This window comes from Pseudomonas sp. AN-B15, assembly GCF_019056475.1.
GTDB classification, from domain to species: domain Bacteria; phylum Pseudomonadota; class Gammaproteobacteria; order Pseudomonadales; family Pseudomonadaceae; genus Aquipseudomonas; species Aquipseudomonas parakoreensis.
The window spans coordinates 2,015,315-2,040,951 of the sequence record NZ_CP049737.1 but is presented as its reverse complement, the minus strand read 5'-3'; the positions used below and the strand labels follow the sequence as shown (position 1 = coordinate 2,040,951).

The 25,637-nt window shown below is 61.9% G+C and carries 19 protein-coding genes and 1 other RNA gene; 8 read left to right on the top strand and 12 right to left on the bottom strand.

Going from position 1 to position 25,637, the window contains the following annotated elements:
* Window positions 1-3: 3 nt before the first annotated feature.
* The 7 genes from GTQ41_RS09395 to GTQ41_RS09365 all read left to right on the top strand — a co-directional run bounded on the left by GTQ41_RS09395 (window position 4) and on the right by GTQ41_RS09365 (window position 7,185).
* Entirely contained in the window at window positions 4-543 is a 540-nt protein-coding gene (locus tag GTQ41_RS09395) for a FixH family protein (RefSeq protein ID WP_047293083.1), read from the top strand.
* Between the two features lie 130 nt (window positions 544-673).
* Entirely contained in the window at window positions 674-3,124 is a 2,451-nt protein-coding gene (locus tag GTQ41_RS09390; RefSeq protein WP_047293081.1) for a heavy metal translocating P-type ATPase, read from the top strand.
* A 22-nt stretch (window positions 3,125-3,146) separates the two neighbouring features.
* The gene (gene ccoS / locus GTQ41_RS09385) at window positions 3,147-3,359 is read left to right on the top strand and encodes a cbb3-type cytochrome oxidase assembly protein CcoS (protein WP_025110359.1); all 213 of its coding nucleotides are present in this window, start codon (window positions 3,147-3,149) and stop codon (window positions 3,357-3,359) included.
* Window positions 3,352-4,035 (top strand): sulfite exporter TauE/SafE family protein, encoded by a 684-nt coding sequence (locus tag GTQ41_RS09380; RefSeq protein WP_047293079.1) that lies wholly within the window; start codon window positions 3,352-3,354, stop codon window positions 4,033-4,035. The genes ccoS and GTQ41_RS09380 overlap by 8 nt, the downstream gene beginning before the upstream one ends.
* Window positions 4,036-4,281: 246 nt before the next feature.
* The gene (hemN, locus tag GTQ41_RS09375) at window positions 4,282-5,664 is read left to right on the top strand and encodes an oxygen-independent coproporphyrinogen III oxidase (protein ID WP_047293078.1); all 1,383 of its coding nucleotides are present in this window, start codon (window positions 4,282-4,284) and stop codon (window positions 5,662-5,664) included.
* A gap of 159 nt (window positions 5,665-5,823) precedes the next feature.
* Window positions 5,824-6,558, top strand: coding sequence for a fumarate/nitrate reduction transcriptional regulator Fnr (fnr, locus tag GTQ41_RS09370; RefSeq protein WP_025110355.1), 735 nt, complete (start codon window positions 5,824-5,826; stop codon window positions 6,556-6,558).
* A 78-nt stretch (window positions 6,559-6,636) separates the two neighbouring features.
* On the top strand, window positions 6,637-7,185 hold the full coding sequence (locus GTQ41_RS09365; protein ID WP_003223345.1) for an adenine phosphoribosyltransferase: 549 nt from the start codon (window positions 6,637-6,639) through the stop codon (window positions 7,183-7,185).
* Window positions 7,186-7,272: 87 nt separating this feature from the next.
* Here the strand turns inward: GTQ41_RS09365 and GTQ41_RS09360 are convergent, their stop codons facing one another.
* The 5 genes from GTQ41_RS09360 to dnaX form a co-directional block, all read right to left on the bottom strand.
* Window positions 7,273-8,421 (bottom strand): acyl-CoA dehydrogenase family protein, encoded by a 1,149-nt coding sequence (locus GTQ41_RS09360; protein ID WP_047293075.1) that lies wholly within the window; start codon window positions 8,419-8,421, stop codon window positions 7,273-7,275.
* 209 nt (window positions 8,422-8,630) lie between these two features.
* A complete protein-coding gene (gene recR / locus GTQ41_RS09355; RefSeq protein ID WP_007965550.1) occupies window positions 8,631-9,233 on the bottom strand; it encodes a recombination mediator RecR in 603 nt (200 codons plus the stop codon).
* 66 nt (window positions 9,234-9,299) lie between these two features.
* Window positions 9,300-10,334 (bottom strand): NADP-dependent oxidoreductase, encoded by a 1,035-nt coding sequence (locus GTQ41_RS09350; protein WP_047293071.1) that lies wholly within the window; start codon window positions 10,332-10,334, stop codon window positions 9,300-9,302.
* Window positions 10,335-10,633: 299 nt separating this feature from the next.
* Window positions 10,634-10,972, bottom strand: coding sequence for a YbaB/EbfC family nucleoid-associated protein (locus GTQ41_RS09345; RefSeq protein WP_003223337.1), 339 nt, complete (start codon window positions 10,970-10,972; stop codon window positions 10,634-10,636).
* A 67-nt stretch (window positions 10,973-11,039) separates the two neighbouring features.
* A complete protein-coding gene (gene dnaX / locus GTQ41_RS09340; protein WP_047293069.1) occupies window positions 11,040-13,124 on the bottom strand; it encodes a DNA polymerase III subunit gamma/tau in 2,085 nt (694 codons plus the stop codon).
* A gap of 143 nt (window positions 13,125-13,267) precedes the next feature.
* Here dnaX and GTQ41_RS09335 point away from each other — a divergent pair, with 143 nt between their 5' ends.
* The gene (locus tag GTQ41_RS09335; protein ID WP_047293067.1) at window positions 13,268-14,017 is read left to right on the top strand and encodes an ABC transporter substrate-binding protein; all 750 of its coding nucleotides are present in this window, start codon (window positions 13,268-13,270) and stop codon (window positions 14,015-14,017) included.
* A gap of 40 nt (window positions 14,018-14,057) precedes the next feature.
* Here the strand turns inward: GTQ41_RS09335 and GTQ41_RS09330 are convergent, their stop codons facing one another.
* The 7 genes from GTQ41_RS09330 to GTQ41_RS09300 all read right to left on the bottom strand — a co-directional run bounded on the left by GTQ41_RS09330 (window position 14,058) and on the right by GTQ41_RS09300 (window position 25,628).
* Entirely contained in the window at window positions 14,058-16,007 is a 1,950-nt protein-coding gene (locus GTQ41_RS09330) for a hypothetical protein (protein ID WP_047293064.1), read from the bottom strand.
* A 228-nt stretch (window positions 16,008-16,235) separates the two neighbouring features.
* Window positions 16,236-16,332: signal recognition particle sRNA small type (ffs, locus tag GTQ41_RS09325), an RNA gene on the bottom strand.
* A gap of 146 nt (window positions 16,333-16,478) precedes the next feature.
* Window positions 16,479-17,642 (bottom strand): putative zinc-binding metallopeptidase, encoded by a 1,164-nt coding sequence (locus tag GTQ41_RS09320; RefSeq protein ID WP_047293062.1) that lies wholly within the window; start codon window positions 17,640-17,642, stop codon window positions 16,479-16,481.
* A gap of 171 nt (window positions 17,643-17,813) precedes the next feature.
* Window positions 17,814-20,171 carry an NAD-dependent DNA ligase LigA gene (ligA, locus tag GTQ41_RS09315; protein ID WP_047293060.1) on the bottom strand — a complete coding sequence of 786 codons (2,358 nt, stop codon included), beginning with the start codon at window positions 20,169-20,171 and terminating at the stop codon, window positions 17,814-17,816.
* Window positions 20,172-20,354: 183 nt separating this feature from the next.
* On the bottom strand, window positions 20,355-21,218 hold the full coding sequence (gene zipA, locus GTQ41_RS09310) for a cell division protein ZipA (RefSeq protein WP_047293036.1): 864 nt from the start codon (window positions 21,216-21,218) through the stop codon (window positions 20,355-20,357).
* Window positions 21,219-21,477: 259 nt separating this feature from the next.
* A complete protein-coding gene (gene smc / locus GTQ41_RS09305) occupies window positions 21,478-24,966 on the bottom strand; it encodes a chromosome segregation protein SMC (protein ID WP_047293034.1) in 3,489 nt (1,162 codons plus the stop codon).
* Window positions 24,967-24,968: 2 nt separating this feature from the next.
* Window positions 24,969-25,628, bottom strand: coding sequence for a GntR family transcriptional regulator (locus GTQ41_RS09300; protein ID WP_047293032.1), 660 nt, complete (start codon window positions 25,626-25,628; stop codon window positions 24,969-24,971).
* Window positions 25,629-25,637 lie beyond the last annotated feature (9 nt).

Here is a 25,637-nt window from a genome sequence, read left to right as displayed (position 1 = left end):
AACATGCCCGCCGCAAACGCCGCAAGCCCTTGGTACAAGCACCTCTGGCCATGGATCATCATCGGGATCCTGGCCTGCTCGGTGACGTTGACCCTGTCAATGGTGACCATTGCGGTGAACAACCCGGACAATCTGGTCAACGACAACTACTACGAGGCCGGCAAAGGCATCAACCGCTCGCTGGATCGCGAACTGTTGGCGCAGGAGTTGAAGATGCGCGCCAACGTCCATCTGGATGAACTCACCGGCGAAGTCGACCTGCGCCTGAGCGGTGCCAGCCAGCCGAAAACCCTGGAACTGAACCTGATCTCGCCGACCCAGCCGGAGAAGGATCGCAAGATTGTCCTGACCCGCAGTGAAACCGAAGCCGGCCGTTACATCGGCCAGTTGGGCGACAAGGTCCAAGGTCGGCGTTTTGTCGAATTGCTGGGTACTCAGGACGACCACGTGTGGCGCATGTTCGAAGAAGAACAGGTCAGCCATGACAAGGATCTGCTGCTCGGTGACGAACCGTTGCAGGGCGCTGAAGACCAGAAGAAGTAAACCGAACCCTGTAGGAGCTGCCGCAGGCTGCGATCTTTTGATCTTGCTTTGAAAAACAAAATCAAAAGATCGCAGCCTGCGGCAGCTCCTACAAGGATGGTGTTGATTCAGCAGTATTAGCGAATATTCGATGACCACCCCACTCCCCTGCTACCACTGCGCCCTGCCCGTTCCGTCGGGCAGTCGCTTCACCGCCGTCGTGCTCGGGGAGTCCCGCGAGTTCTGCTGTCCCGGCTGTCAGGCCGTGGCCGAAGCCATCGTCGCCGGCGGTCTGGAAAGTTACTACCAGCATCGCAGCGAAGCCTCGGCCAACCCCGAAGCCTTGCCGGTGCAATTGACCGATGAACTGGCGCTGTACGACCGCGCCGACGTGCAAAAACCCTTCGTCCGTCACGCAGGCGAACTCGCCGAAACCACGCTATTGATGGAAGGCATCAGTTGCGCCGCCTGCGGCTGGCTGATCGAGAAACACCTGCGCACCTTGCCGGCAGTGGCTGAGGCACGACTGAATCTGTCCAACCATCGCCTGCATGTGCAATGGGTCGACGCGCAATTGCCGCTGAGCCAGATCCTCACCGAGCTGCGCCACATCGGTTACGTCGCCCACCCGTATCAGGCCGACCGCGCCAGCGAACAACTGGCCAGCGAAAATCGCCTGGCCCTGCGCCAGCTTGGCGTCGCCGGATTGCTGTGGTTTCAGGCAATGATGGCGACCATGGCCACCTGGCCGGAATTCAACATCGATCTCAGCCCCGAATTGCACACGATCCTGCGCTGGGTCGCGCTATTTCTCACAACACCGATCGTGTTCTATAGCTGCGCGCCGTTCTTCAAGGGCGCGATGCGCGATCTGCGCACCCGCCACCTGACCATGGACGTCTCGGTGTCGCTGGCCATCGGCAGCGCCTACATCGCCGGGATCTGGACCTCGATCACCGGGGTCGGCGAACTGTATTTCGATGCGGTCGGGATGTTTGCGCTGTTCCTGCTCGCCGGGCGATATCTGGAACGCCGTGCCCGCGAGCGCACCGCCGCTGCCACCGCGCAGCTTGTAAACCTGCTGCCGGCCTCGTGCCTGCGTCTCGACACCGACGGCCAGAGCGAACGCATCCTGCTCAGCGAACTGCGCCTGGGTGACCGGGTGCTGGTGCAACCAGGTTCGATCCTGCCGGCGGATGGCAGGATTCTCGATGGCCAGTCAAGCATCGACGAATCGCTGCTGACCGGCGAATACCTGCCGCAACCGCGCACGCTGGGCGATGCGGTCACCGCGGGCACGCTGAATGTCGAAGGCGCGCTCACCGTCGAGGTATTGGCGCTGGGTCAGGACACGCGCCTGTCGGCCATCGTCCGCCTGCTTGATCGCGCCCAGGCCGAGAAACCGCGCCTGGCGGAAATCGCCGACCGCGCGGCGCAGTGGTTCCTGCTGTTGTCGCTGATTGCGGCGGCGGCCATCGGCCTGTTGTGGTGGGAACTGGATGCGTCGCGGGCGTTCTGGATCGTCCTGGCGATGCTGGTCGCGACCTGCCCTTGCGCGCTGTCGCTGGCAACCCCGACGGCGTTGACCGCCGCCACCGGCACCCTGCACAAACTCGGCCTGTTGCTGACGCGCGGGCATGTGCTGGAAGGCCTGAACCAGATCGACACGGTGATCTTCGACAAGACCGGCACACTCACCGAAGGCCGCCTGGTCCTGCGCTCGATTCGCCCGCTGGGCACACTCAGCAGCGACCAGTGCCTGAGCCTTGCCGCCGCCCTGGAAAACCGTTCGGAACACCCGATTGCCCGCGCCTTCGGTCGTGCGCCACTGGCCGCTGAAGATGTGCACAGCACGCCGGGACTCGGTCTCGAAGGACGGGTAGGTACACAGCGCTTGCGCATTGGTCAGGCGGAGTTTGTCTGCGCCCTCAGCGGTTCGCCACTGCCGGCGATGCCGGATGAGCCGGGTCAGTGGCTGCTGCTCGGTGATGACTCGGCAGCGCTGGCGTGGTTCGTCCTCGACGATCGCCTGCGCGACGATGCGCCCGCCCTGCTCGCCGCCTGCAAGGCGCGTGGCTGGCGCACATTGCTGCTGTCCGGCGACAGCTCGCCGATGGTCGCCAGCGTCGCCGCCGAACTGGGTATCGACGACGCCCGTGGCGGTCTGCGTCCGGATGACAAACTGCGCGTGCTGCAACAACTTCATCAGGAAGGACGCAAGGTGTTGATGCTCGGTGACGGGGTCAACGACGTGCCGGTGCTGGCCGCTGCCGACATCAGCGTGGCCATGGGTTCGGCCACCGATCTGGCGAAAACCAGTGCCGACGCGGTGCTGCTGTCCAACCGCCTCGACGCGCTGGTGCACGCCTTCACGTTAGCGCGCAGAACCCGTCGGGTAATCATCGAGAACCTGCTGTGGGCGGCGCTGTACAATGGCCTCATGTTGCCGTTCGCCGCCCTCGGCTGGATCACCCCGGTGTGGGCCGCCGTCGGCATGTCGATCAGTTCGTTGACCGTGGTGCTCAACGCCCTGCGCCTGACTCGCCTGCCGAGCGCGCCGGTTGTCGGCACGCGTTCAGAAACCCGCCCGCTGCCGGCTTGAGCCGTGCGGGCCTGGAGTACCGATGCCAGCTCTTTACGTGATGATCCCCGCCGCCCTGCTGATCGTGGCCATCGCTGTGTACATCTTCTTCTGGGCGGTGGACAGCGGCCAGTACGACGACCTTGATGGCCCGGCCCACAGCATCCTGTTCGATGATCAGGACCCGAACCACACCGCCGCCGTCGACGAAGCCAAATCCGACAAACCGCAGGACAAGGCGCCACCCCATGCTTGAGCTGGCGCCTCTCCTGGTGTCTGCGCTGATCCTCGGCCTGCTCGGTGGCGGGCATTGCCTGGGCATGTGCGGCGGCCTGATGGGCGCGCTGACTCTGGCGATTCCCAAGGAACAGCGCAGCCGGCGCTTTCGCCTGCTGCTGGCGTACAACCTCGGACGGATCCTCAGTTACGCGACGGCCGGGCTGCTGATCGGGCTGGCTGGCTGGGCGGTGGCGAACAGTCCGGCGGCGATGTTCATGCGTATTCTCGCCGGGTTGCTGTTGATTGCCATGGGCCTGTATCTGGCCGGCTGGTGGAGCGGCCTGACCCGTATCGAAAGCCTTGGCCGTGGCTTGTGGCGTTACATTCAGCCGGTGGCCAACCGCTTGCTGCCGGTGTCGAGTTTGCCCCGCGCCCTGCTGCTCGGCGCACTGTGGGGCTGGCTACCGTGTGGACTGGTTTACAGCACGCTGCTGTGGTCGGCGAGCCAGGGCAATGCGCTGGACAGTGCGTTGCTGATGCTGGCGTTCGGGCTGGGCACGTGGCCGGTGCTGCTCGCGACAGGGCTGGCTGCCGAGCGGGTGACGGCGTTGCTGCGCAAACGCAGTGTGCGCGTGGCCGGGGGCTTGCTGGTGATTCTGTTCGGGATCTGGACCCTTCCCGGCCCCCACCAACATTGGCTGATGGGTCACTGATCCGATCAAAGCCCTGAGAAGATCCATTGTGGTGAGGGGATTTATCCCCGATGGGGTGCGAGGCGCCCCTGCATTCTTCCATTCATACATTGCAAACAGGTTTACGACTGCTTCGCAGTCGATCGGGGATAAATCCCCTCACCACAAAGCAGTCACTACCAATCCGCCGTTGATGCAAATCAACAGCCCCGTCGCCGCACCCCGATAGACTCGCCACACTGCCAGCCTATCCGGGGGAATGCCCGCATGCTCGACGCCATTCGTTGGGACACTGATCTGATCCGCCGCTACGACCTGGCGGGGCCGCGCTACACCTCGTACCCGACGGCCGTGCAATTCAACAGTCAGGTCGGCACCTTCGACCTGTTTCACGCCCTGCGCGAAAGTCGCAAGGCGCTGCGCCCCTTGTCGCTGTACGTGCACGTGCCGTTCTGCGCAAATATTTGCTACTACTGCGCCTGCAACAAGGTCATCACCAAGGATCGCGGGCGGGCACAGCCGTATCTGCAACGCCTGGAACAGGAAATCCAGTTGATTGCCTGTCACCTGGAACCGGCGCAGAAAGTCGAGCAGTTGCACTTCGGCGGCGGCACCCCGACCTTCCTCAGCCATGACGAGCTGCGGCAGTTGATGGCGCACCTGCGCAAACACTTCAATCTGCTGGATGATGACTCCGGCGACTACGGCATCGAGATCGATCCGCGCGAGGCCGACTGGTCGACCATGGGCCTGTTGCGCGAACTCGGCTTCAACCGGGTCAGCATCGGCCTGCAAGACCTCGACCCGGCGGTGCAACGGGCGGTCAATCGCCTGCAGAGCCTGGAAGAAACCCGCGCAGTGATCGACGCGGCGCGCACCCTGCAGTTTCGCTCGATCAACATCGACCTGATCTACGGCCTGCCGAAGCAGACTCCGGAAAATTTCGCGCGAACCGTCGAGGAAGTCATCAGCCTGCAACCGGACCGGCTCTCGGTATTCAACTATGCGCACCTGCCGGAGCGCTTCATGCCACAGCGGCGAATCAACAGCCAGGAGCTGCCAAGCCCTGCGCAAAAACTGCAAATGCTCCAGCGCACCATCGAACAACTGACCGCCGCCGGTTATCGCTACATCGGCATGGATCACTTTGCCCTGCCCGACGATGAGTTGGCGATTGCCCAGGAAGAACAGACCCTGCAGCGCAATTTCCAGGGCTACACCACTCATGGCCATTGCGACCTGATTGGTCTGGGGGTGTCGGCGATCAGTCAGATCGGCGATCTTTACTGCCAGAACAACAGCGATCTGAACCAGTACCAGAACACCCTCGCCGCCGCGCAACTGGCGACCAGCCGGGGCCTAGTGTGCAATGCCGATGATCGCCTGCGCCGCGCGGTGATCCAGCAACTGATCTGCAATTTCAGCCTGGAATTCGCCGAAATCGAGCAAGCGTTCAACATCGACTTTCAGGGCTATTTTGGCGCACTGTGGCCGCAACTGCAGGGCATGGCCAACGACGGGCTGATCAAGCTGGAGCGCGAGCGCATCGAAGTGTTGCCGGCCGGACGCCTGCTGGTGCGCTCGGTGTGCATGGTGTTCGACGCGTACCTGGAACAACAGAACCGTCAGCGTTTCTCGCGGGTGATCTGAAACACCCTGCTCATGAAACCGATGTATCGCGAACGCCCCGTGTCTTTGTTTGCCCTGCGGCCTTATGCCCGCAGGGCAATCTCGCCCCAGACTGGCCTGAATGTCCTCCCGTGGGTTACCCTTACGGCTTATGTGTGTTTTCCCACAAGGATTTAAGAAATGTCCGAGCCAGTCAAACTGCGCGCTCACAACCAGGCCCATTGCAAGGATTGCAGCCTGGCTCCTCTCTGCCTGCCACTTTCTCTGAATCTGGAAGACATGGATGCGCTGGACGAAATCGTTAAACGTGGTCGCCCGTTGAAAAAGGGTGAGTTCCTGTTCCGCCAGGGTGACACCTTCGATTCCGTTTATGCAGTACGCTCCGGCGCCCTGAAGACCTTCAGCCTGAGCGACACCGGCGAAGAACAGCTCACCGGTTTCCACCTGCCGAGCGAACTGGTCGGTCTGTCCGGCATGGACACCGAGAAACATCCAGTGTCGGCCCAAGCGCTGGAAACCACCTCGGTCTGTGAAATCCCTTTCGAACGCCTCGACGAACTGGCCCTGCAACTGCCGCAGCTGCGCCGGCAACTGATGCGGGTGATGAGCCGCGAGATCCGTGACGATCAGCAAATGATGCTGTTGCTGTCGAAGAAAACCGCCGACGAGCGCATCGCCACGTTCCTGGTCAACCTGTCGGCCCGCTTCCGCGCTCGCGGGTTCTCGGCCAACCAGTTCCGCCTGAGCATGTCGCGCAACGAAATCGGCAATTACCTGGGCCTGGCGGTGGAAACCGTGTCGCGGGTGTTCACGCGCTTTCAGCAGAACGAACTGATCGCCGCCGAGGGCAAGGAGATCCACATCCTCGACCCGATCCAGCTCTGCGCCCTGGCCGGCGGCTCGCTCGAAGGCTGATCTCGATCCGCGGTTGAGCGAAGCGTTTCAGCCGCGGGTATACTGCGCCGTTTGCAGCCCTGCCAGGACACCTCGACGATGGTCTTCGACTCCTTCGACATCAAATCCCTGATCCGCCCCGTGATCGACTTCCCGAAACCGGGCGTGATCTTTCGCGACATCACCCCGCTGTTCCAGTCGCCCAAGGCCCTGCGCCTGGTGATGGACAGCTTCGCCCACCGCTATGTGGAAGCCGACTTCACCCACATCGGCGCGATGGATGCGCGCGGCTTCCTGATCGGTTCGGTGCTGGCCTACCAGTTGAACAAGCCGCTGGTGCTGTTCCGCAAGCAGGGCAAACTGCCGGCGGACGTGTTGGCCGAAGGTTACGCGACCGAATACGGCGAAGCGTTCCTCGAAGTCCACGCCGACAGCCTGTGCGAAGGTGATTCGGTGGTGATGTTCGATGATCTGATTGCCACCGGTGGCACGCTGATCGCAGCGGCCAACCTGATCCGCCGCATGGGCGCGCGGGTGCATGAGGCGGCGGCGATTATCGATCTGCCAGAGCTTGGCGGTTCGCAGCGTCTGGAAGACATGGGCATCCCTACTTTCTGTCTGACGCAGTTTGCTTTGACCGATAAATAGTAAAGATCAAAAGATCGCAGCCTTCGGCAGCTCCTACAAGGGATGCGTTTCCCTGTAGGAGCTGCCGAAGGCTGCGATCTTTTGCTTTTAAAGCCCCATCTGCTTGCTGATGATTTCGTTCATCACTTCCCGCGTCCCGCCGCCGATCGACAGAATGCGGTTATCCCGATACAGCCGCTCCACCAGGCTCTCGCGCATGTAACCCAGGCCACCGAGGATCTGCACCGCTTCGCGGGTGATCCGGTCCGAGGTGTCCGTGGCGACGTTCTTGGCCATGGAAATCTCCTTGATCACGCTCTGCCCCGCCGCCATTTTCGCCGCTTGCCGATAGGTGAACTCGCGTGACACTTCCAGCGCCGTGGCCATTTCGGCCAACCGATGTTTGATCACCTGAAACTTGCCGATCGGCTTGCCGAATGCTTCACGCTCGCGCGCCCATTTCAGCGCTTCTTCGAGGGCGAGCTGCGAGGTCATGTTGGCCATCAACGCCAGCGCCAGCCGTTCGCTCTGGAAATTGCCCATGATGCAGGCAAAACCCATGTTCTCGGCGCCAATCAGATTGCCCACAGGCACCCGGCAATCGTCGAAGAACAGCTCAGCGGTGTCCGAGGCCCACCAGCCCATTTTTTTCAACTGGCGGCCGACGGTGAAGCCGGGGGTGCCCTTCTCGATCAACAGCAGGCTGACGCCGCCGAAACCCGGCGCTCCGGTGCGCACGGCGACGGTATAGAAGTCGGCGCGTACGCCACTGGTAATGAAGGTCTTGCTGCCGCTGACCCGGTAGACGTCGCCGTCACGCACGGCGCGGGTTTGCAGGTTGGCGACGTCGGAACCCCCGCCGGGCTCGGTAATCGCCAACGCACTGATTTTCTCGCCGCTGAGCACTTGCGGCACGACGCGCTCGCGCACCTCGGGCCGGGCCCATTTGACGATCGGTGGCAGGCCGATATCCAGCGAACCGAGGCCGGCGACCAGACCACCGGAACCGCAGCGCATCAGTTCTTCGCTGGCGGCAACCTTGGCGAACAGATCACCTTCGTGGCTGCCACCCAGCGCTTCGGGATAACCGATGCCAAGAATCCCCGCCGCCCCGGCCTTCATGTACAGCTCACGGGGAAAGCCTTCGGCTTCTTCCCACGCGTCGATGTCCGGCAGGATCTCGCGCTCGACGAAACGTCTGACGCTGTCGCGAACCATTTGGTGGCTGGGGTCGAAGTATTCCTGGAAGGCAGGCATCGGCGAACTCCATCGAAGGGTTGGCCGACGTTAACCGAGCGCTTGCTTGGTTTTCAACACAATTGTGTGAATCAGCCAAATCGAGGTGCGCCCATCGCTGGCAAGCCAGCTCCCACAGGTTTCTTTAGTGTGCACAACATTTGTGAACGACCGAAATCACTGTGGGAGCTGGCTTGCCAGCGATGGGGCCAGATCAGGCGATACACCTGTCAGAGGGAAATCGGTTTACGCCCGGCAAACGAATGCGCCAGAGTCCCGCCATCCACCAACTCCAGCTCCCCACCCAACGGCACACCGTGGGCAATCCGCGAGGCGATCAGGCCTTTGTTGGCCAGAAGTTGAGCGATGTAATGCGCAGTAGCTTCACCTTCCACCGTCGGGTTGGTGGCGAGGATGACTTCGGTAAACGTGCCCGCCTCTTCAATGCGCGCCATCAACTGCGGAATACCGATAGCTTCCGGCCCCAGACCGTCGAGCGGCGACAGGTGGCCCTTGAGCACGAAGTAGCGTCCACGGAAACCGGTCTGCTCCACCGCATAGACGTCCATCGGCCCTTCCACCACGCACAGCAGTGTGTCGTCGCGGCGCGTGTCGGCGCATTGCGGGCACAGATCGTCTTCGGTCAGCGTGCGGCACTGACGGCAGTGACCCACCCCTTCCATGGCTTGGCTCAGAGCCTGGGCCAGGCGCGTGCCGCCGCTGCGGTCACGTTCGAGCAACTGCAACGCCATGCGCTGGGCGGTTTTCTGACCCACGCCGGGCAAGGTGCGCAGGGCGTCGATCAGTTGGCGAATCAAAGGGCTGAAGCTCATGGGTAAAAAGTCCGACAAAACAACGAGACGCGGTTTATACCCGCGCCTCCGGCCAGCGTCAAATGCTCAGTCCTGGGCGACCTTCACCACCAGTTTGCCGAAGTTGCGCCCCTCCAGCAGACCGATAAACGCCTCGGGCGCTTGCTCCAGACCTTCCACCACGTCTTCGCGGAATTTCACCTTGCCGTCACGCACCCACGGCACCATGTGGCTGATGAACTCCGGCTGACGGTCGCCGTAGTCATCAAACACGATAAAGCCCTGAATCCGCACACGCTTGGTCAGCAACGTACGCTGCAGCATCGGCAGGCGATCCGGACCTTGCGGCGCTTCAGTGGCGTTGTAACCGGCAATCAGCCCGCACAGCGGAATGCGTGCCTTGGGATTGAGCAGCGGCACCACCGCATCGAACACATGCCCGCCCACGTTTTCATAATAGATATCGATGCCGTTCGGGCAGGCTTTGGCCAGTTGCTCGGCAAAGTCCGGCGCCTTGTGATCGATGCAGGCATCGAAACCCAGCTCCTCGACCACGTATTGGCATTTGTCGGCACCACCGGCCACACCCACGGCGCGCAGGCCTTTGATTTTTGCCACTTGACCCACCACCGAGCCGACGGCGCCGGACGCAGCAGCCACGACAAGCGTTTCACCTTCTTTCGGCTGACCGATGTCGATCAGCCCCATATACGCAGTCATACCCGGCATGCCCAACACGCCAAGCGCCATCGACGGACTCGGCAGGCCGGACGGGATCGGCATGATGTTGCGCCCATCGCTGATGCTGTGGCTCTGCCAGCCGGTGAGGCCGACCACCAGATCGCCTTGGTGGAATTTCGGATGACGCGAATCCTCGACTCGGCTGATAGCACCACCGGTCATCACTTCGCCGATTTGTACCGGCGCGGCGTAGGACGGTGCGTCACTCATGCGTCCGCGCATGTAGGGGTCCAGCGACAGGTACAGGGTCTTGAGTAGCACCTGGCCGTCTTCCAGGTCAGGCAACGCTTCGCGCTCCAGACGGAAGTTTTCCGGGGTTGGCGCACCGACCGGGCGCGAGGCGAGGACAAAGCGTTGATTGAGGGTCAGAGGGTCGGACATGTCAGCGTCTCCTGTGAATGATGAATTCGGGGGTATAGGGAGCAGACCTTGGTGGCATCACAGCGTTCGATGTTTCTACTAGACGCCTGTGGCGAGGGAGCTTGCTCCCGCTGGAGTGCGAAGCGCTCCCCTGCTTCCTTTCAGGTATACCGGGTTTTCAGGGTTTACGACGACTTCGTCGCCGAGCGGGAGCAAGCTCCCTCGCCACAAACGAATACCGAACGCCCCAGAAACGGAAAAAAAAATGCCAGGCGCGATGCCTGGCATTTTGTGTAGCTCATCCAACCCGCGTTGGCGAATCAGAATGGCAGTTTCATCCCCGCTGGCAGGTTCATGCCGGCGGTCATGCTGCCCATTTTTTCCTGGCTGTTGGCTTCGATCTTGCGCACGGCGTCGTTGACGGCGGCGGCGACCACGGCTTCGAGCATTTCCTTGTCGTCTTCGCTCAGGCCTTCAACCAGGCTTGGGTCGATGCTGACGCTTTTCACGTCGTGACGACCGGTCATGACCACGGTGACCATATCGCCACCGGCCTTGCCAGTGACTTCGGCGTTGGCCAGTTCTTCCTGCATCTTGGCCATTTTTTCCTGCATCTGCTGCGCCTGCTTCATCAGGCCGGCCATGCCACCTTTCATCATGGGAATCACCTCAAAAGTACTTGGATCAAAACAGCGCCCGGCGCTTAACGCCGAACGCCCTCAGTTATTAGCCTTGGGCGACCAAGGCATCGACAGGTTCAATAGTATCGTGTCGCACCACCGCACCGAACTGCTGGACCATCTGCTGGATGAACGGATCGCCGTGGATCGATTCCTCCGCCTCGCGCTGACGGTTGGCCCGACGCCGCGAAGCAGCTTGCGCCGGGGTTTCCTGCTCGGGCTTGATCAGCTCGATGGTCAGGCTCAGCGTGCGACCGTGGAACTGGTTCAACGCATCGTTCAGGCGCCGCTGTTGCGTGGCGTTGAACAGTGCGCTGTGCGCCGGGTCCAGGTGCATCAGCCAATGGTCGCCATCGACCGCAATCAGCGTGCAGTTGGCGGCGATGCTGCCGGTCATGCCGGAGATCGGCAGTTGCGGGAACAGCTCCAGCCATTGCAACGCCAGACCGGTGGCCGGCGCGGCGGCAGGCTCTGGCTCAGGTTCCGGGGCCGGCTCGGCGGTGTGTTCGCTGGCCAGGTCGTCGAGGTAGCTGTAGGCCGAATCCATGTCCGGCTCGATGTAGTCTTCGTCCAGGGGCGGCTCGTCGTCCAGATCCATACCGGGTGTAGCGGCATCAACGTCGGCGACCGACGGTTCGGGAATCGGCGCAGCGGCCCACTCCGGCGCATCCGGCACCACGCTGTCCGGGGTCGGCAACGGCATCGGCGGCAATTCGGGCTGCTCGCTGGCGGTTTCCAGTACTGGCTCGACGGCCGGCTGCTGCACAGGCGCGGGTTCCGGCTCAGGTTCGACCGGATCGTTCCACGGCAGGTCGACCATTGCTTCGGCGACTGGCTCTGGTTCTGCTTCCGGCGCAGGTGCCGGCGCGGCGGTCACCACAGGCGCTGCCTCCGGAACCGGCGCAGCAACCGCCGCTGGCGTTGGCGCAACGGCCGCAGCGACTACCGGCGCAGGCTTGGGCGCGGCAGCCACGGAGTTTGCGGAATCAACTGTGGCCTGGCTGATCCCCACTGGCTTTAGCGGTTGCCTCGGGGCGTCCGCGGTGTCGGCGGGCCGGAAGGCCAGCATCCGCAGCAGCACCATCTCGAAACCGCCACGCGGGTCCGGCGCCAGCGGCAAGTCGCGGCGGCCGATCAGGCCCATCTGGTAATAGAACTGCACGTCTTCGGCCGGCAGCGCCTGAGCCAAAGCCAATACGCGGTCACGGTCGCCATGACCGTTGTCGACACCTTCAGGCAAGGCCTGGGCAATGGCGACACGGTGCAGCACGTTGAGCATTTCCGAGAGCACGCCATTCCAGTCCGGGCCTTGCTCGGCCAGGTGGCGCACGGCTTCGAGCAACGCCTTGGCGTCGCCTTCGATCAGTGCGTGCAGCACGTCGAAGACCTGGCCGTGATCCAGCGTGCCGAGCATCGCCCGCACATCGGCGGCCAATACCTTGCCTTCACCGAAGGCGATGGCCTGGTCGGTCAGACTCATGGCGTCACGCATCGAGCCGTCAGCGGCGCGGCCCAGCAGCCACAGCGCGTCGTCTTCGAACGGCACGTTTTCGGCGCCGAGCACGTGGGTCAGATGCTCGACCACGCGCTCGGGCGTCATGTTCTTCAGCGAGAACTGCAGGCAACGCGACAAAATCGTTGCCGGAAGTTTCTGCGGATCCGTGGTCGCGAGGATGAACTTGACGTACGGCGGCGGCTCTTCGAGGGTTTTCAGCAGCGCATTGAAGGAATGGCTGGAGAGCATGTGCACTTCGTCGATCAGGTAGACCTTGAAACGCCCACGGCTCGGCGCGTACTGCACGTTATCGAGCAGTTCGCGGGTGTCCTCGACCTTGGTCCGGCTCGCGGCGTCGATCTCGATCAGGTCGACGAAGCGCCCTTCATCGATCTCGCGGCACACCGAACACTCGCCGCAGGGGCTGGAAGTGATACCTGTCTCACAGTTCAGGCATTTGGCAATGATCCGCGCAATGGTGGTCTTGCCGACCCCGCGAGTACCGGTGAACAGGTACGCGTGGTGCAGCCGCTGGCTGTCCAAGGCATTGATCAGAGCCTTGAGCACATGGGTCTGGCCGACCATTTCGCGGAACGAGCGCGGACGCCATTTACGTGCAAGAACCTGATAACTCATCGAAAACCGTCGCAACGAAGGAAGCTGAAGCGGCTAATGCTAGCGGAGCAAGGGCAAAATTGCATCCGGTGTGCTCGTCTAATCTGGCTAAGCTGCTGTTGGCGAGGAAATTTCGCTCGTGGTCGGGACTCATCGGAGCATTTATGCGTTGGGCCTTGGGAGCTTTGTTGGGGATCAGTCTGAGCGTGAACGCCGCCGAACCGCCGCTGCGCTTCGTCGTGGCCGACAGCTGGGCGATGCCCATGGTGCAAATCGAGCACGGCCGCCCCACCCAGGGCATTCTCCACGACATCATGCTCAGCCTGGCGACACAGGTCGGCGTACCCGCCGAATTCCATGTGCTGCCGCGCGCCCGGGTGCAGAACGCCATGGAACACGGTGAAGTCGACGTGCGCTGCTATGCCGCACAATCGTGGCTACCGAATCAGTCCGGAGACTACATCTGGAGCCTCCCGCTGCTGTTCCAGCGCGATCTGCTGATCAGCCGCGACAATCAACCGCTCCACATCGATCCCGCCCGCCTGCCCCGGCAATCGATCGGCACCGTGCTCGGCTACACCTACCCGACTCTGCAGCCGCTGTTCGACGCCGACCACCTGCAACGCGACGACGCGCGCAATCAGGAACAAGTGCTGGAAAAACTCCTGGCCGGGCGTTATCGCTATGCGGTGAGCAATCAATGGACACTGGACTGGTTCAATCAGCGCCTGCTGCCCGAACAGCAACTGCGAGGGGTGGCGGTGCTGCAGGAGCAGCATGTCGGCTGCTATGTGAGGAATGATCCGCAGGTGCCGGTGCAGCGGATCCTGCGCACGTTGCTGCGGATGAAAATGTCGGGGGAGATTGATGACATCATCCGGCTGTATACCGGTTCCTCGGAAACCACCCCATAACCCCTTTTTATGGGGGGGGATATTTCCCACAGAGGATTATTCAGTAACCGTGCGACTCACGGAATTTCTGGTAGTCGTGAAACTCGATCCACTCGACCACATCGTACGGCAGATAAAGCTGCTGGCGGGCGCGGGAGATGGCGATGTACACGGCGCAGATCCGCTGATCGAACGCGTAGGCGTCCTTGAACTGCACGTTGGTCAGCAGTTCGGGCGTCAGCAGAACGCGGTCGAACTCCATGCCGCCCGCCTCCTGCGCCGGCATCAGCAGGCAGCTTTTGCCGGGGCTGCCGATCATCCGGTTGAGCCGGGTCAGGTCAGCGACCTTGAAGCCCTTCTCCAGCTCGGCCTCGACCCACAGAAACGCCTCGTCGTATTGGTTGGCCTCGCGCACCTGCTGCCACTTCGGCACGTCGCTGAAATAGCGATGCGCGCCCTTCTCGCTGTGCGTGGAACTGTAGTAATCGACCCTGAACAACTCGATGGCACTGGTCATGAAGTGTTCGAGGTCGCGCTGCGCTTTCATGTCGGCAAAGCTGAACGGGCAATTGGCATCGTGCAGCTGCATCGCCCACTTCATGGTGTCCCACGGTGACGCCGTCAGCACCACACAACCTTGCGGCGGGACAAAGCCCTGTGGATAAAACTCGATGCCGACGTCCGCCTCACGCGCGCCTTCGAAGGGTATCTTGCTCTTTTCCGAGTGCCGGGAAATCAGCGGATTGACCAGACGCTCGACGTTGCACCCCGAACGCACTGAATAAGTGATATCGCTCTGGCGCACTTCACGCTTTCTTTTCACCAGATCGCGCTCGGCGTGCTGGTACTCATCGCCCAGCGTGATCAGCACCTGCCGGCCGCGCTCGATAATCTGCAGCAGCGACGCGGGAATGTCCTGACTCTCGTCGATCAGCACATGGGTATACCGCGGCGGCACCACGCAGCCCGCGAGGCTTGCCCGCTTGATCAGCAACAAGGCTTCGAAGCCGCTCTGCCGGCCCCATGCCGGGTTGGCCTCGAGGTAAGTCCAGACGCGGCTCGAATACTCCAGCAACACCTTGGACTCAAGGCTGGACAAGGACAGTTTGAAATGCGGCAGATGATGCGCCGACAGGCTGTAGTCCCGGGAGTGGCAATAGCGCTCGAGGGTTTCCAGACAAACGCTCAGGGTGCGTTGCGCGTCGTGCTCGCGAAAGCCCAGGATATTCAGCGCCTGCGCCAGACTCTGTTTGCTCGCGACCCGGCCGGCGGCGCCTGCGGGTGGCAGCTTGCGCCCATAAATCAGCCCGCGTGCGAACGCTTCAAAGGTGATGCCGGGTTTGCGGTCACCGGTAACGCCCATGCGTTGGCGGAGCGTCGCGAGTTTTTCCGGCGTGCGTGCCAGCAGCAGGGTTTTCGCGGGATCCAGACACTCGGTCAAGGCGCCGATCAGGTGACTCTTGCCGATCCCGGCGTAGCCTTGGACGTGCAGGTCTTCATCGAGGTTGGCGCGGAAGGTTCTGACCAGTTTGTCTTGCGCAGCGCTGAGCCAGCGCTCGCGGTGTGCCGGGCTGATCATCTGCTGGCTGAACGGATTATTGGCCGCGTGGTGGCGCGTTTTGAACTCATCATCCCACTTGCCATCGGGCAGCAAGTAATCCTGCGCCGACACCTCGTCAGCCAACAGCAAACGCAGATTCAATCCCCTGATGGCGTTCAGGCCGAAATACAGCTGACGCGGATCGAACAGTCGTTGCGCCTCGGACAGCAACCCTGTCCGGCCATCGACCGCCCACGCAATCAGCCGCGCCAGCACCTTCTCCGCCGCAGCGGCAGTGAGATCCTTCTCGGCGGCCTGAGCCAGATTCTGGATGACCAGCACGGCGGCGAGCTGCGCATCGGTCAGCGTGTCGAGGATTGTCACGCCATCGGGCTGCAACAGGCTCGCGCAGGTCTCGTCCGTCACGGGCAAGTAAACGGCGGTGGATAAATCGTGATGTTCCGGGTGCATACAACCTCGTAGCCAGGGCGCGAACTTGTCAACGACGCGCGCAGCAAGACGGTGGAGTATGCCACTGTTCAACCTTGGTGGCTGAACAGGCATCGGGGGGCAGCCTTCGCGAGCAGGCTCGCTCCCACAGGGGCTGGCGTGAAAGCCCAAATCGCGGGCATAAAAAAACCGCAGTGGGCGAAACCCATGCAGTTCTGTTGAAGCGTTCTTTGTTCGTTAAGGTGGTAACCCCACCAGCCACACCCCGGCACACAATGTTCCCGCTGTGGCTGCTTCCTTCCGGATCTGACCAGGTTCACGGGTAATCGTTGCGGGGGGACCGATGGGGTCACCATAACGACACTCACCTGTCGGCGAGCCGCGCCATTGTACCTGTCTGAGATGAAGTTACAACCGTTGGTTGCAGATAAAAATATGAACGGGTTCAAGGACATGCGCTGAGCCCGAAAAGATCGCAGCCTGCGGCAGCGCCTACAGGGTCAGCACCTCGTCCGCTTTGCCGCCCGCCTGCTGGATCACCAGATGAATGAAGTGCAGCTTGGCAATCGCCGCCGCCGGCAGCACGAACGGGTAGAAATCCGGCTGGCCCATGCTGCGCGACAGTTCGTTGAGCATGCCCGCCAGTTCGATCCAGGCGTTGACGAACGACAGGAACGCCGCGCCGCCGGGATGCTCTGGGTCATACAGTGTGCTGGGTGGAAACGGCTGATAGTCGAAGTCCATCTCCCGTGCACTCATGCCGAAACCCAGTGCGGTGTCCACCGCGTCCATCATGTGCAGGTAATGCGCCCAGGTTTCCGCCCAGTCTTCCCACGGGTGCATGGTCGCGTAGGCGCTGACGTAGTGTTGTGGCCAGTCCAGCGGCGCGCCTTGTTGATAGTGACGGTCGAGCGCTTCGGCGTAACTGGCGCGCTCGTCGCCGAACAGGTTGCGGAAGGCTTCGAGCCACGGGCCGTTGGCGATCAGACGATCCCAGTAATAATGCCCGACCTCATGCCGGAAATGCCCGAGTAGCGTGCGATAAGGTTCATGCATCGCCGCCCGCACCTGCTCGCGATGGGCGTCGTCGGCTTCTTTGATGTCGAGGGTGATCAGGCCGTTGGCGTGGCCGGTCATTGGCGCGTTGCCTTCGAGGTCGACGCCGATGAAATCAAAGGCCAGGCCGCGCTCTTCATCCACGGTTTTCGGGATGACCGGCAGCCCGAGGGTGATCAGTTGCGCCACCAGCCGGCGCTTGGCGATTTCCACTTTGCGCCAGCGCTCAGGGTTTTCCGGCACCGAGAGGTCGGGGATGGTGCGATTGAGGCTGCAGGCGACGCACAGGCTGTCGCGGCCGTTATCCGGCAGCAGCCAATTGCAGGCGGCGGGAGTGTCGAGATTGGCGCAGCGGCGGAACAATCCGGCATCGGGATCGGCATCGAGTGTCCAGCTACCGTCCTGCGGCCCGGGCTGCAGCGAGGTCAGGCGACTTGCTTCAGGCTGATAGCCGAGCATGGCGCTGCAAGCCAGGCACTGGCTGTTGCGAAAGAACAGCGACTGGCCGCAGCGGCACGGCCAGATTTTGCTGTTGCGTGAAGACTCGCCCATGAACGGCGCGACGATGCGAGAACTGAGCTGCTCGAAAAAGCGGTACATGGCGATCTCTCCCTGGGGCTTGCCAAGACTAGATCATCCTCGTGCGCTGATCGTTCCCACGCTTTGTGTGGGGAAAAGCAAAAGATCGCAGCCTGCGGCAGCTCCTACAGAATTAGTGTCTTGCCACATTGATCCCCTGTAGGAGCTGCCGAAGGCTGCGATCTTTTGTTCTTAAACGGACAGACCGTGTCCCTTCAGGAAAGCGATAAACGCCTCTTCGTCCATCACCTTCACCCCCAGCTCATTGGCCTTGGTCAATTTCGAACCGGCTCCGGGCCCCGCCACTACGCAGTGGGTCTTGGCCGATACCGAACCGGCGACCTTGGCGCCAAGGCTTTCCAGATGTTCCTTGGCCACATCACGGCTCATCAGCTCGACCTTGCCGGTCAGCACCCAGGTTTCGCCGGACAACGGCAGGCCTTCGACGACTTTCTTCTCGCTGAGCCAGTGCATGCCGAAATCACGCAGCTGTTTCTCCGCCGCTTCGGCAATCTGCCGGTGCTCGGCCACAGCAAAAAACTCACGCACCGAATTGGCCTGCTTCTCCGGCAGCGCCTGGCGCATGTCCAGCCAGTCGGCATTCATTACCGCTTCCAGCGAACCGAATTTGTCCGCCAGTTTTTGCGCGCCGCCCGGGCCGACAAAGGGAATGTGCAACTTGTCGAGCAGACCGCCGAGCGTGGTGCTGGCGGCGAACTCGGCGCCCAACTCGCCCTGATCCTGAATCTGCAAGCCATGCCCCAGCAACTCGCTGATCACCTGCTGGTTGTGCGCATCTTCAAAGAAGCTGTGAATCTCGTGCGCCACTTCCAGACCGATGTCCGGCAGGTAGGTCAGCACTTGCGGCAACGCCTGCTGCACGCGCTCCAGCGAACCGAGCGAGCGCGCCAACACCTTGGCCGTTTCCTCACCGACGTCGGGAATGCCCAGCGCATAAATGAACCGCGCCAGCCCCGGCTGCTTGCTGTCTTCAATCGCCGCCAGCAGCTTGTTGCTGGAGACTTCAGCGAAGCCTTCCAGATCGACAATGTCGTCGAACTTCAGCGCATACAGATCGGCCGGCGAACTGACCAGACCTTCGTCGACCAGTTGCTCGACGCTCTTGTCGCCAAGGCCTTCGATGTCCATCGCCCGACGCGAGACGAAGTGAATGATCGCCTGCTTCAGCTGCGCACCACAGGCCAGACGGCCAACGCAACGGTACACCGCACCTTCGCTGATGGTTTCCTTGCCTTTGCTGCGCTTGACCAGTTGCGTGCGCTCGACATGGGAGCCGCAGACCGGGCAGTTCTCTGGAATCGCTACAGGACGCGCATTCTCGGGGCGACGTTCGGTGACCACTTGCACCACCTGCGGAATCACGTCTCCGGCACGGCGGATGATCACCGTGTCGCCGATCATCAGGCCCAGACGCGCCACTTCGTCCATGTTGTGCAGGGTGGCGTTGGCCACGGTGACGCCCGCGACCTTGACCGGTTTCAGCCGCGCCACCGGGGTGACGGCGCCGGTGCGGCCGACCTGGAATTCCACGTCGAGCAGTTCGGTGAGCTCTTCCATGGCCGGGAATTTGTGCGCAATCGCCCAGCGCGGTTCGCGGGCACGGAAGCCCAGCTCGCGCTGATCGGCGATGCTGTTGACCTTGAACACCACACCGTCGATTTCGTAGGCCAGCGCGTTACGCCGTTCGCCGATGTCGCGGTAATAATCCAGGCACTCGCCGATGCCTTTGGCCAGTTTCAACTCGTGACTGATCGGCAGGCCCCACTTCTGCAACTGCTTGAGGTTGCCGATGTGGGTATCGGAGATATCGTGGGAGACCTGGCCGATGCCGTAACAGCAGAATTCCAGCGGGCGGTTGGCGGTGATCTTCGAATCCAGCTGGCGCAGGCTGCCGGCCGCGGCATTGCGTGGGTTGGCGAAGGTCTTGCCGCCGACTTCCAGTTGCGAAGCGTTAAGGCGCTCGAAACCGGCCTTGGACATAAATACTTCACCACGCACTTCCAGAGTCGCCGGCCAGCCTTCGCCATGCAGCTTCAACGGAATGTTGCGCACCGTGCGCACGTTGACGCTGATGTCTTCACCGGTGGTGCCATCGCCACGGGTGGCGCCGCGTACCAGCACACCGTCCTGATACAGCAGGCTGACCGCCAGTCCATCGAGTTTCGGCTCACAGCTGTATTCCACCGCCGCACCGCCACCGAACAGATCACCGGCCGGCAGATCCAGACCTTCGGTCACCCGGCGGTCGAATTCGCGCATGTCGGTTTCTTCGAAGGCGTTGCCGAGACTGAGCATCGGCACTTCGTGACGCACCTGGGTGAAGGCAGTCAACGCCACGCTGCCGACACGCTGGGTCGGCGAGTCGCTGGTGATCAGTTCGGGATTGGCCGCCTCCAGCGCCTTGAGCTCGTGGAACAACCGATCGTACTCGGCGTCCGGAATGCTCGGCTCGTCGAGGACGTGGTACCGGTAGTTGTGCTGATCGAGTTCAGCGCGCAGCTCTAGAATGCGGTTTTTGGCGGCGGTCATGGGTGTTCTCTCATAAAGCAAAAGAGCAGCCGAGGCTGCTCAATCTCTAAATCACAGTGGCTCAGGGCTATGGACATTGTGGCGAGGGAGCTTGCTCCCGCCGGGCTGCGCAGCAGCCCCAAAATCACGGCGGCTTCGCCACCGAGCGGGAGCAAGCTCCCTCGCCACAACTGCGCTCTGGCCTTAGCGCTTCTGGGTCAGGGCGCGGCGCTCGAATTCGACGATGCGCTGACGGTAGTGCTCGATAGTCTGCGCGGTCAGCACGCTGCGCTGGTCGTCTTTCAGCTCGCCGTTCAGCTCCTGGGACAGCTTGCGCGCTGCCGCCACCATCACGTCAAAGGCCTGCTTCGGATGACGCGGGCCTGGCAGACCGAGGAAGAAACTCACCGCCGGCGTGCTGAAATGGTCGATGTCGTCCAGATCAAAGATCCCCGGCTTGACCGCGTTGGCCATGGAGAACAGCACTTCACCGTTGCCGGCCATGCTTTCGTGGCGGTGGAAAATATCCATCTCGCCAAAACGCAGACCGCTTTCGAGAATGTTCTGCAGCAAGGCCGGGCCTTTGAAGCCGGCGGCGTCACGGCAGATCACGCTGATCACCAGGACTTCTTCGGCTTGCGGCTGATCCTTGTCGGCCACGGCCGGCGCAGGCTTGCTGTCTTCGACGAAGTCGTCATCACGGCTGCTGAAGCTCGGACCGCCGTCCAGATCCAGGTCGAGGTTCAAGTCGCCCTGGGCCGGACCGTTGCTGCCGCGCTTGCCACGTTTCGAACCGGATTCGCGAGGCTCGCGTGCTTCGCGGGCCGGCATGCTCACCGATGGCAGATCGTGTTCGTCCAGTTGTGGCTCTTTGTGCGTATCCAGCACGCGGGCCGGGCCCAACAGCTCAGCGCTGGTGTCCTCGTCCGGCAGGTTGGACAGACTTCGGTCAAGACGGAATTTCAGTTTTCCCTTGCCGCCGCGCATACGGCGCCAGCCATCGAAAAGAATACCGGCTATCACAATGATGCCGATGACGATCAGCCACTCGCGCAGACCGATTTCCATGTAATCCCGTGCCTCTATAAAAAATGCTGAAAAATAAGGGGTTTACATTGTGCAAACCGCTTTAAAACGTGGCGCCAACTCTATGTTCTGACAGGCGTTTTGCCCACGTATACGAAAAATTGACATTAAACTAGCACGACCAAAGACAACTTTACACCGTCTGTCACGTTGGCTTGCGCGAATATGTCGATTGGCCAGCAAGTCGAAGTCGGTAAAAAAGTCCTACAGGCTATTCATACCCTTCCGACACCACGCTGACTCAGGCGTCCACCATCGCCATCGCCTCCTCGACATCCACTGCAACCAGTCGCGAACAACCCGGCTCGTGCATCGTCACGCCCATCAGTTGATCGGCCATTTCCATGGCGATCTTGTTGTGGGTGATATAGATGAACTGCACGGTCTGCGACATCTCTTTAACCAATCGTGCGTAGCGTCCAACGTTAGCGTCATCCAGTGGCGCGTCAACTTCATCGAGCATGCAGAACGGCGCCGGATTCAATTTGAAGATCGCAAAAACCAGTGCCAGCGCGGTCAGGGCTTTTTCCCCGCCGGAGAGCAAATGGATGGTGCTGTTCTTCTTTCCTGGCGGCCGCGCCATGATCGTCACCCCTGTATCGAGTAGATCTTCGCCCGTCAGTTCCAAATACGCGCTGCCGCCACCGAAAACTTTCGGGAAAAGCGCCTGTAAACCGCCATTGATCTGATCAAAGGTATCTTTGAAACGGTTACGGGTTTCCTTGTCGATCTTGCGAATGACGTTTTCCAGGGTCTCCAATGCTTCGACCAGATCGGCGTCCTGCGCATCCAGATAACGTTTACGCTCGGATTGTTGCGTGTATTCGTCGATGGCCGCGAGGTTGATCGCGCCCAGGCGCTGAATCCGCGCATTGATCCGTTCGAGTTCTTCTTCGGCGGCGCGTTCACTGGCCTCAGGCGTCAATGTCGCGAGCACGCCATTGAGATCGTAGCCGTCTTCAAGCAATTGATCCTGCAACGCCTTGCGCCGCACGGTCAGCGCCTGCCATTCCATGCGCTGCTGTTCGAGCTGACCACGGATCAGTTGCGATTGCTGCTCGGCCTGGGTCCGGCGCTTTTCCGCCTCGCGCAATTCGCGGTCAGCGTCTTCCAGCGCGATCTGCGCGGTCTTCAGTTCTTCGTCGACGGTCATGCGCTTGTCGAGCAGTTCTTCGAGTTTCAGGCGCAGCTCTTCCAGCGGCGCCTCGCCCTCCTCCAGATTCAGACTCAACTGTTCGCGTTTTTCGCTCAGGCGCTCGGCCTGCATTTCCAGACGCTCCAGCGCCTGGCGCGTGGAATCGTGCTGCGCACGCAGCGAACCGAGACGCACCGCCAGTTGATGGGCGTGATCCTTGTGCTGGCGAGCTTCCTGGCGCACGCGATCAAGGCGTTCGCGCAAGCTGTCACGCTGGGCCAGCAGCAATTCGCGCTGCTCGGTGTCCAGCGCCATGGCATCGAGCGCTTCCTGCAATTGCATGCGCGCTTCGCCGACTTGTTCGTGCTCAAGCTCGCGCTGCTCGGCGAGCTCGATCAGCTCTTCGTCAAGCCGCGTGCGGCGCAGCGTCAGTTGTTCTGCCTTGGCTTTACCGGCAGACAACTGGGCTTTCAATTCACCTTGGGAACGGGCTTCGTCCTGCAGCAAACGGCGCAAGTGTTCGCGGCCGTTTTCCTGCTGCCGCTGTTGCGCACGCAAGGTCTGCAAGCGGGTTTCCATGGCTTCGACCGTGGCTTCACGCTCTTCGCGTTCGGCCTGCAACGCCTCGATTTCCTGGCCACGGGCGAGCATGCCGCTCTCGGCTTCACTGGCGCGACGTACGCGCAGAAAGTGTCGACCAACCCAGTAACCGTCGCGACTGATCAGGCTCTGCCCGGCACTCAACTGCCCGCGCAGGGCCAGCGCCTGTTCGAGGCTGTCGACCGGTTTGACCTGGCCGAGCCATGGCGACAGATCGATCTGCGCCTCGACTTTATCCAGCAAACTGCCCGCGACGCGCACGCCATCACTGGCGGGGCTGAGCAGGCGCAAATCGCCTTGGGTGAAACCGGACAGATCGAAGCCGCTGAAGTCATCCACCAGCACCGCTTGCAGATCGGCGCCGAGCACGGTTTCCACCGCCAGCTCCCAACCAGCCTCGACCTTCAGGCCTTCGGCCAGACGCGGCCGTTCGGCGAGGTTGTGTTCTTTCAGCCATTCGGCGGTGCCGGTGCCCGGATCGAGCGCAGCTTGCTGCAAGGCTTCCAGCGACGCCAGTCGCCCGTTGAGCCGTTGCAGATCGCCCTGCGCCTGTTGTTGCGCGGTCAGTGCCTGCTGCAATTCCTGACGCAGTTGTTCAAGTTTTTCGACCTGCGCTTCTTCGCTGGTCTGCAAATCTTCGAGGGTCGCTTCGGATTCGGCGAGCTGCTCGTTGAGCGCCATGATCGCCGCGTCTTCCGGGTCGGCGGAGAGCAAGTCGCGCTCCTCGGCGAGACGCTTTTGCCGATCGGCCAGCCGTTCCATGCTGGTTTCCAGTTGCTGGATCCGCGACTGCTGCACTTCGGCCTGGCGCCGGGGTTCGGCGGCAGTCAGGTTGAAGGTGTCCCACTGCTCCTGCCAGCCGTGCATGACGCTTTCGGAATCTTCCAGTGCGGCGGCGGCTTCTTCGGCGGCGGCGCTGGTGACTTCCTGCTCGGGGATGAGCATGTCCAGCTCTTCGCCGAGGGTCAGCAGCAACGTACGGTCATGACCCAGGTGCGATTCGGTTTCCAGGCGCGCGCGCTCGGCTTCTTTCAGATCGTCCTGCAACTGACGCAAGCGCTGCTGGCCGTGCTGAATGCTCTGCTCGACCCGGGCGATGTCGCCGCCGACCGAATAGAAGCGTCCCTGCACCAGATTGAAGCGTTCGGACAGTTCATGGTGCCCGTCGCGCAGGCGCTCGATGGCGGCATCGGCATTGCGCTGCTCGGCGACCAGCGCTTCGAAACTGACTTCCTGGTTGCCGATGATCGATTCGCGCTGGCCGACCTGATCGTTCAGATCCTGCCAGCGCAGGGCCGACAGTTGCGCCTTGAGCTGGCGCTCTTCGGCTTTGTATTCCTGATACTTCTTGGCGGACTCGGCCTGCCGGTGCAGGCGTTCGAGCTGGCGCTCCAGCTCTTCGCGCAGGTCGGTCAGACGCGCAAGGTTTTCGTGGGTGCGGCGGATGCGGTTTTCGGTTTCGCGCCGACGCTCCTTGTACTTGGAGATGCCCGCCGCTTCTTCGATAAAGTTGCGCAGGTCTTCCGGCTTGGCTTCGATCAGCTTGGAGATCATCCCCTGCTCGATGATCGAGTAGCTGCGCGGGCCGAGGCCGGTGCCGAGGAAGATGTCGGTGATGTCGCGACGGCGGCACTTGGCGCCGTTGAGGAAATAGCTGTTCTGGCTGTCGCGGGTGACTTTGCGGCGAATGGAAATCTCGGCGTACGCCGCGTATTCGCCGACCAGCGTGCCGTCGGAGTTGTCGAACACCAGTTCGATGCTCGCCTGACTCACCGGCTTACGACTGGTCGAGCCGTTGAAGATGACGTCGGTCATCGACTCGCCACGCAGGTTCTTCGCCGAACTCTCGCCCATCACCCAGCGAACGGCGTCGATGATGTTCGACTTGCCGCAACCGTTCGGCCCGACGACTGCCGCCATGTTACTGGGGAAGTTCACCGTGGTCGGGTCGACGAAGGACTTGAACCCCGCCAGTTTGATGCACTTTAGCCGCACGCTCAGGCACCCGTCAGGGCGGAGACCACCAGATCGCAGCTGCGCTGGGCATAAGCCGTCAGCACGATGCGGATCTGCGGCAAATCACGGGCGAGGACAGCGGCCAGCAGGCGTTCGAACAGTTCGAGGAACTCGCTCATTTCGGCCTTGCGCTGTTCGAGGGCGAGGAAATACGCACGGCTCATGGCCGGCTGCAGGTTCTCGACGGTCTCTTGCAGGTACGGGTTGTTGGCAAACGGGTACGCCGCGCGCATCACGGCGAAGCTGTCATCGACGAAGGTGCGGATGTCCTGACGCTCATAGCTGGCGGTGAGGCGCTGCTGGATCTGCACGAACGGCGCCATGTCGGCCTGGGTCTGCCAGCCATTGGCGACCGCATTGCCGAGCAGGATGTACAGCTCGCTCATCAGCGTGCACAGGCTCTGCACCTTGTGTGCGGTAAGTTCGGTGACATGGGCGCCACGTCGCGGCAGGATCGCGATCAGGTGACGGCGTTCGAGGATCAGCAGGGCTTCGCGGACCGATCCGCGGCTGACATTGAGGGCCAGCGTGACCTTCTGTTCCTGAATGCGCTCTCCCGGCTTCATTTCGCCGCGAATGATGCGTTCGGCGAGGTGGTGAGCGATTTGCTCGGCGAGGCTGTCCGGCGCCTTGAACGTCATGGTTGTCCT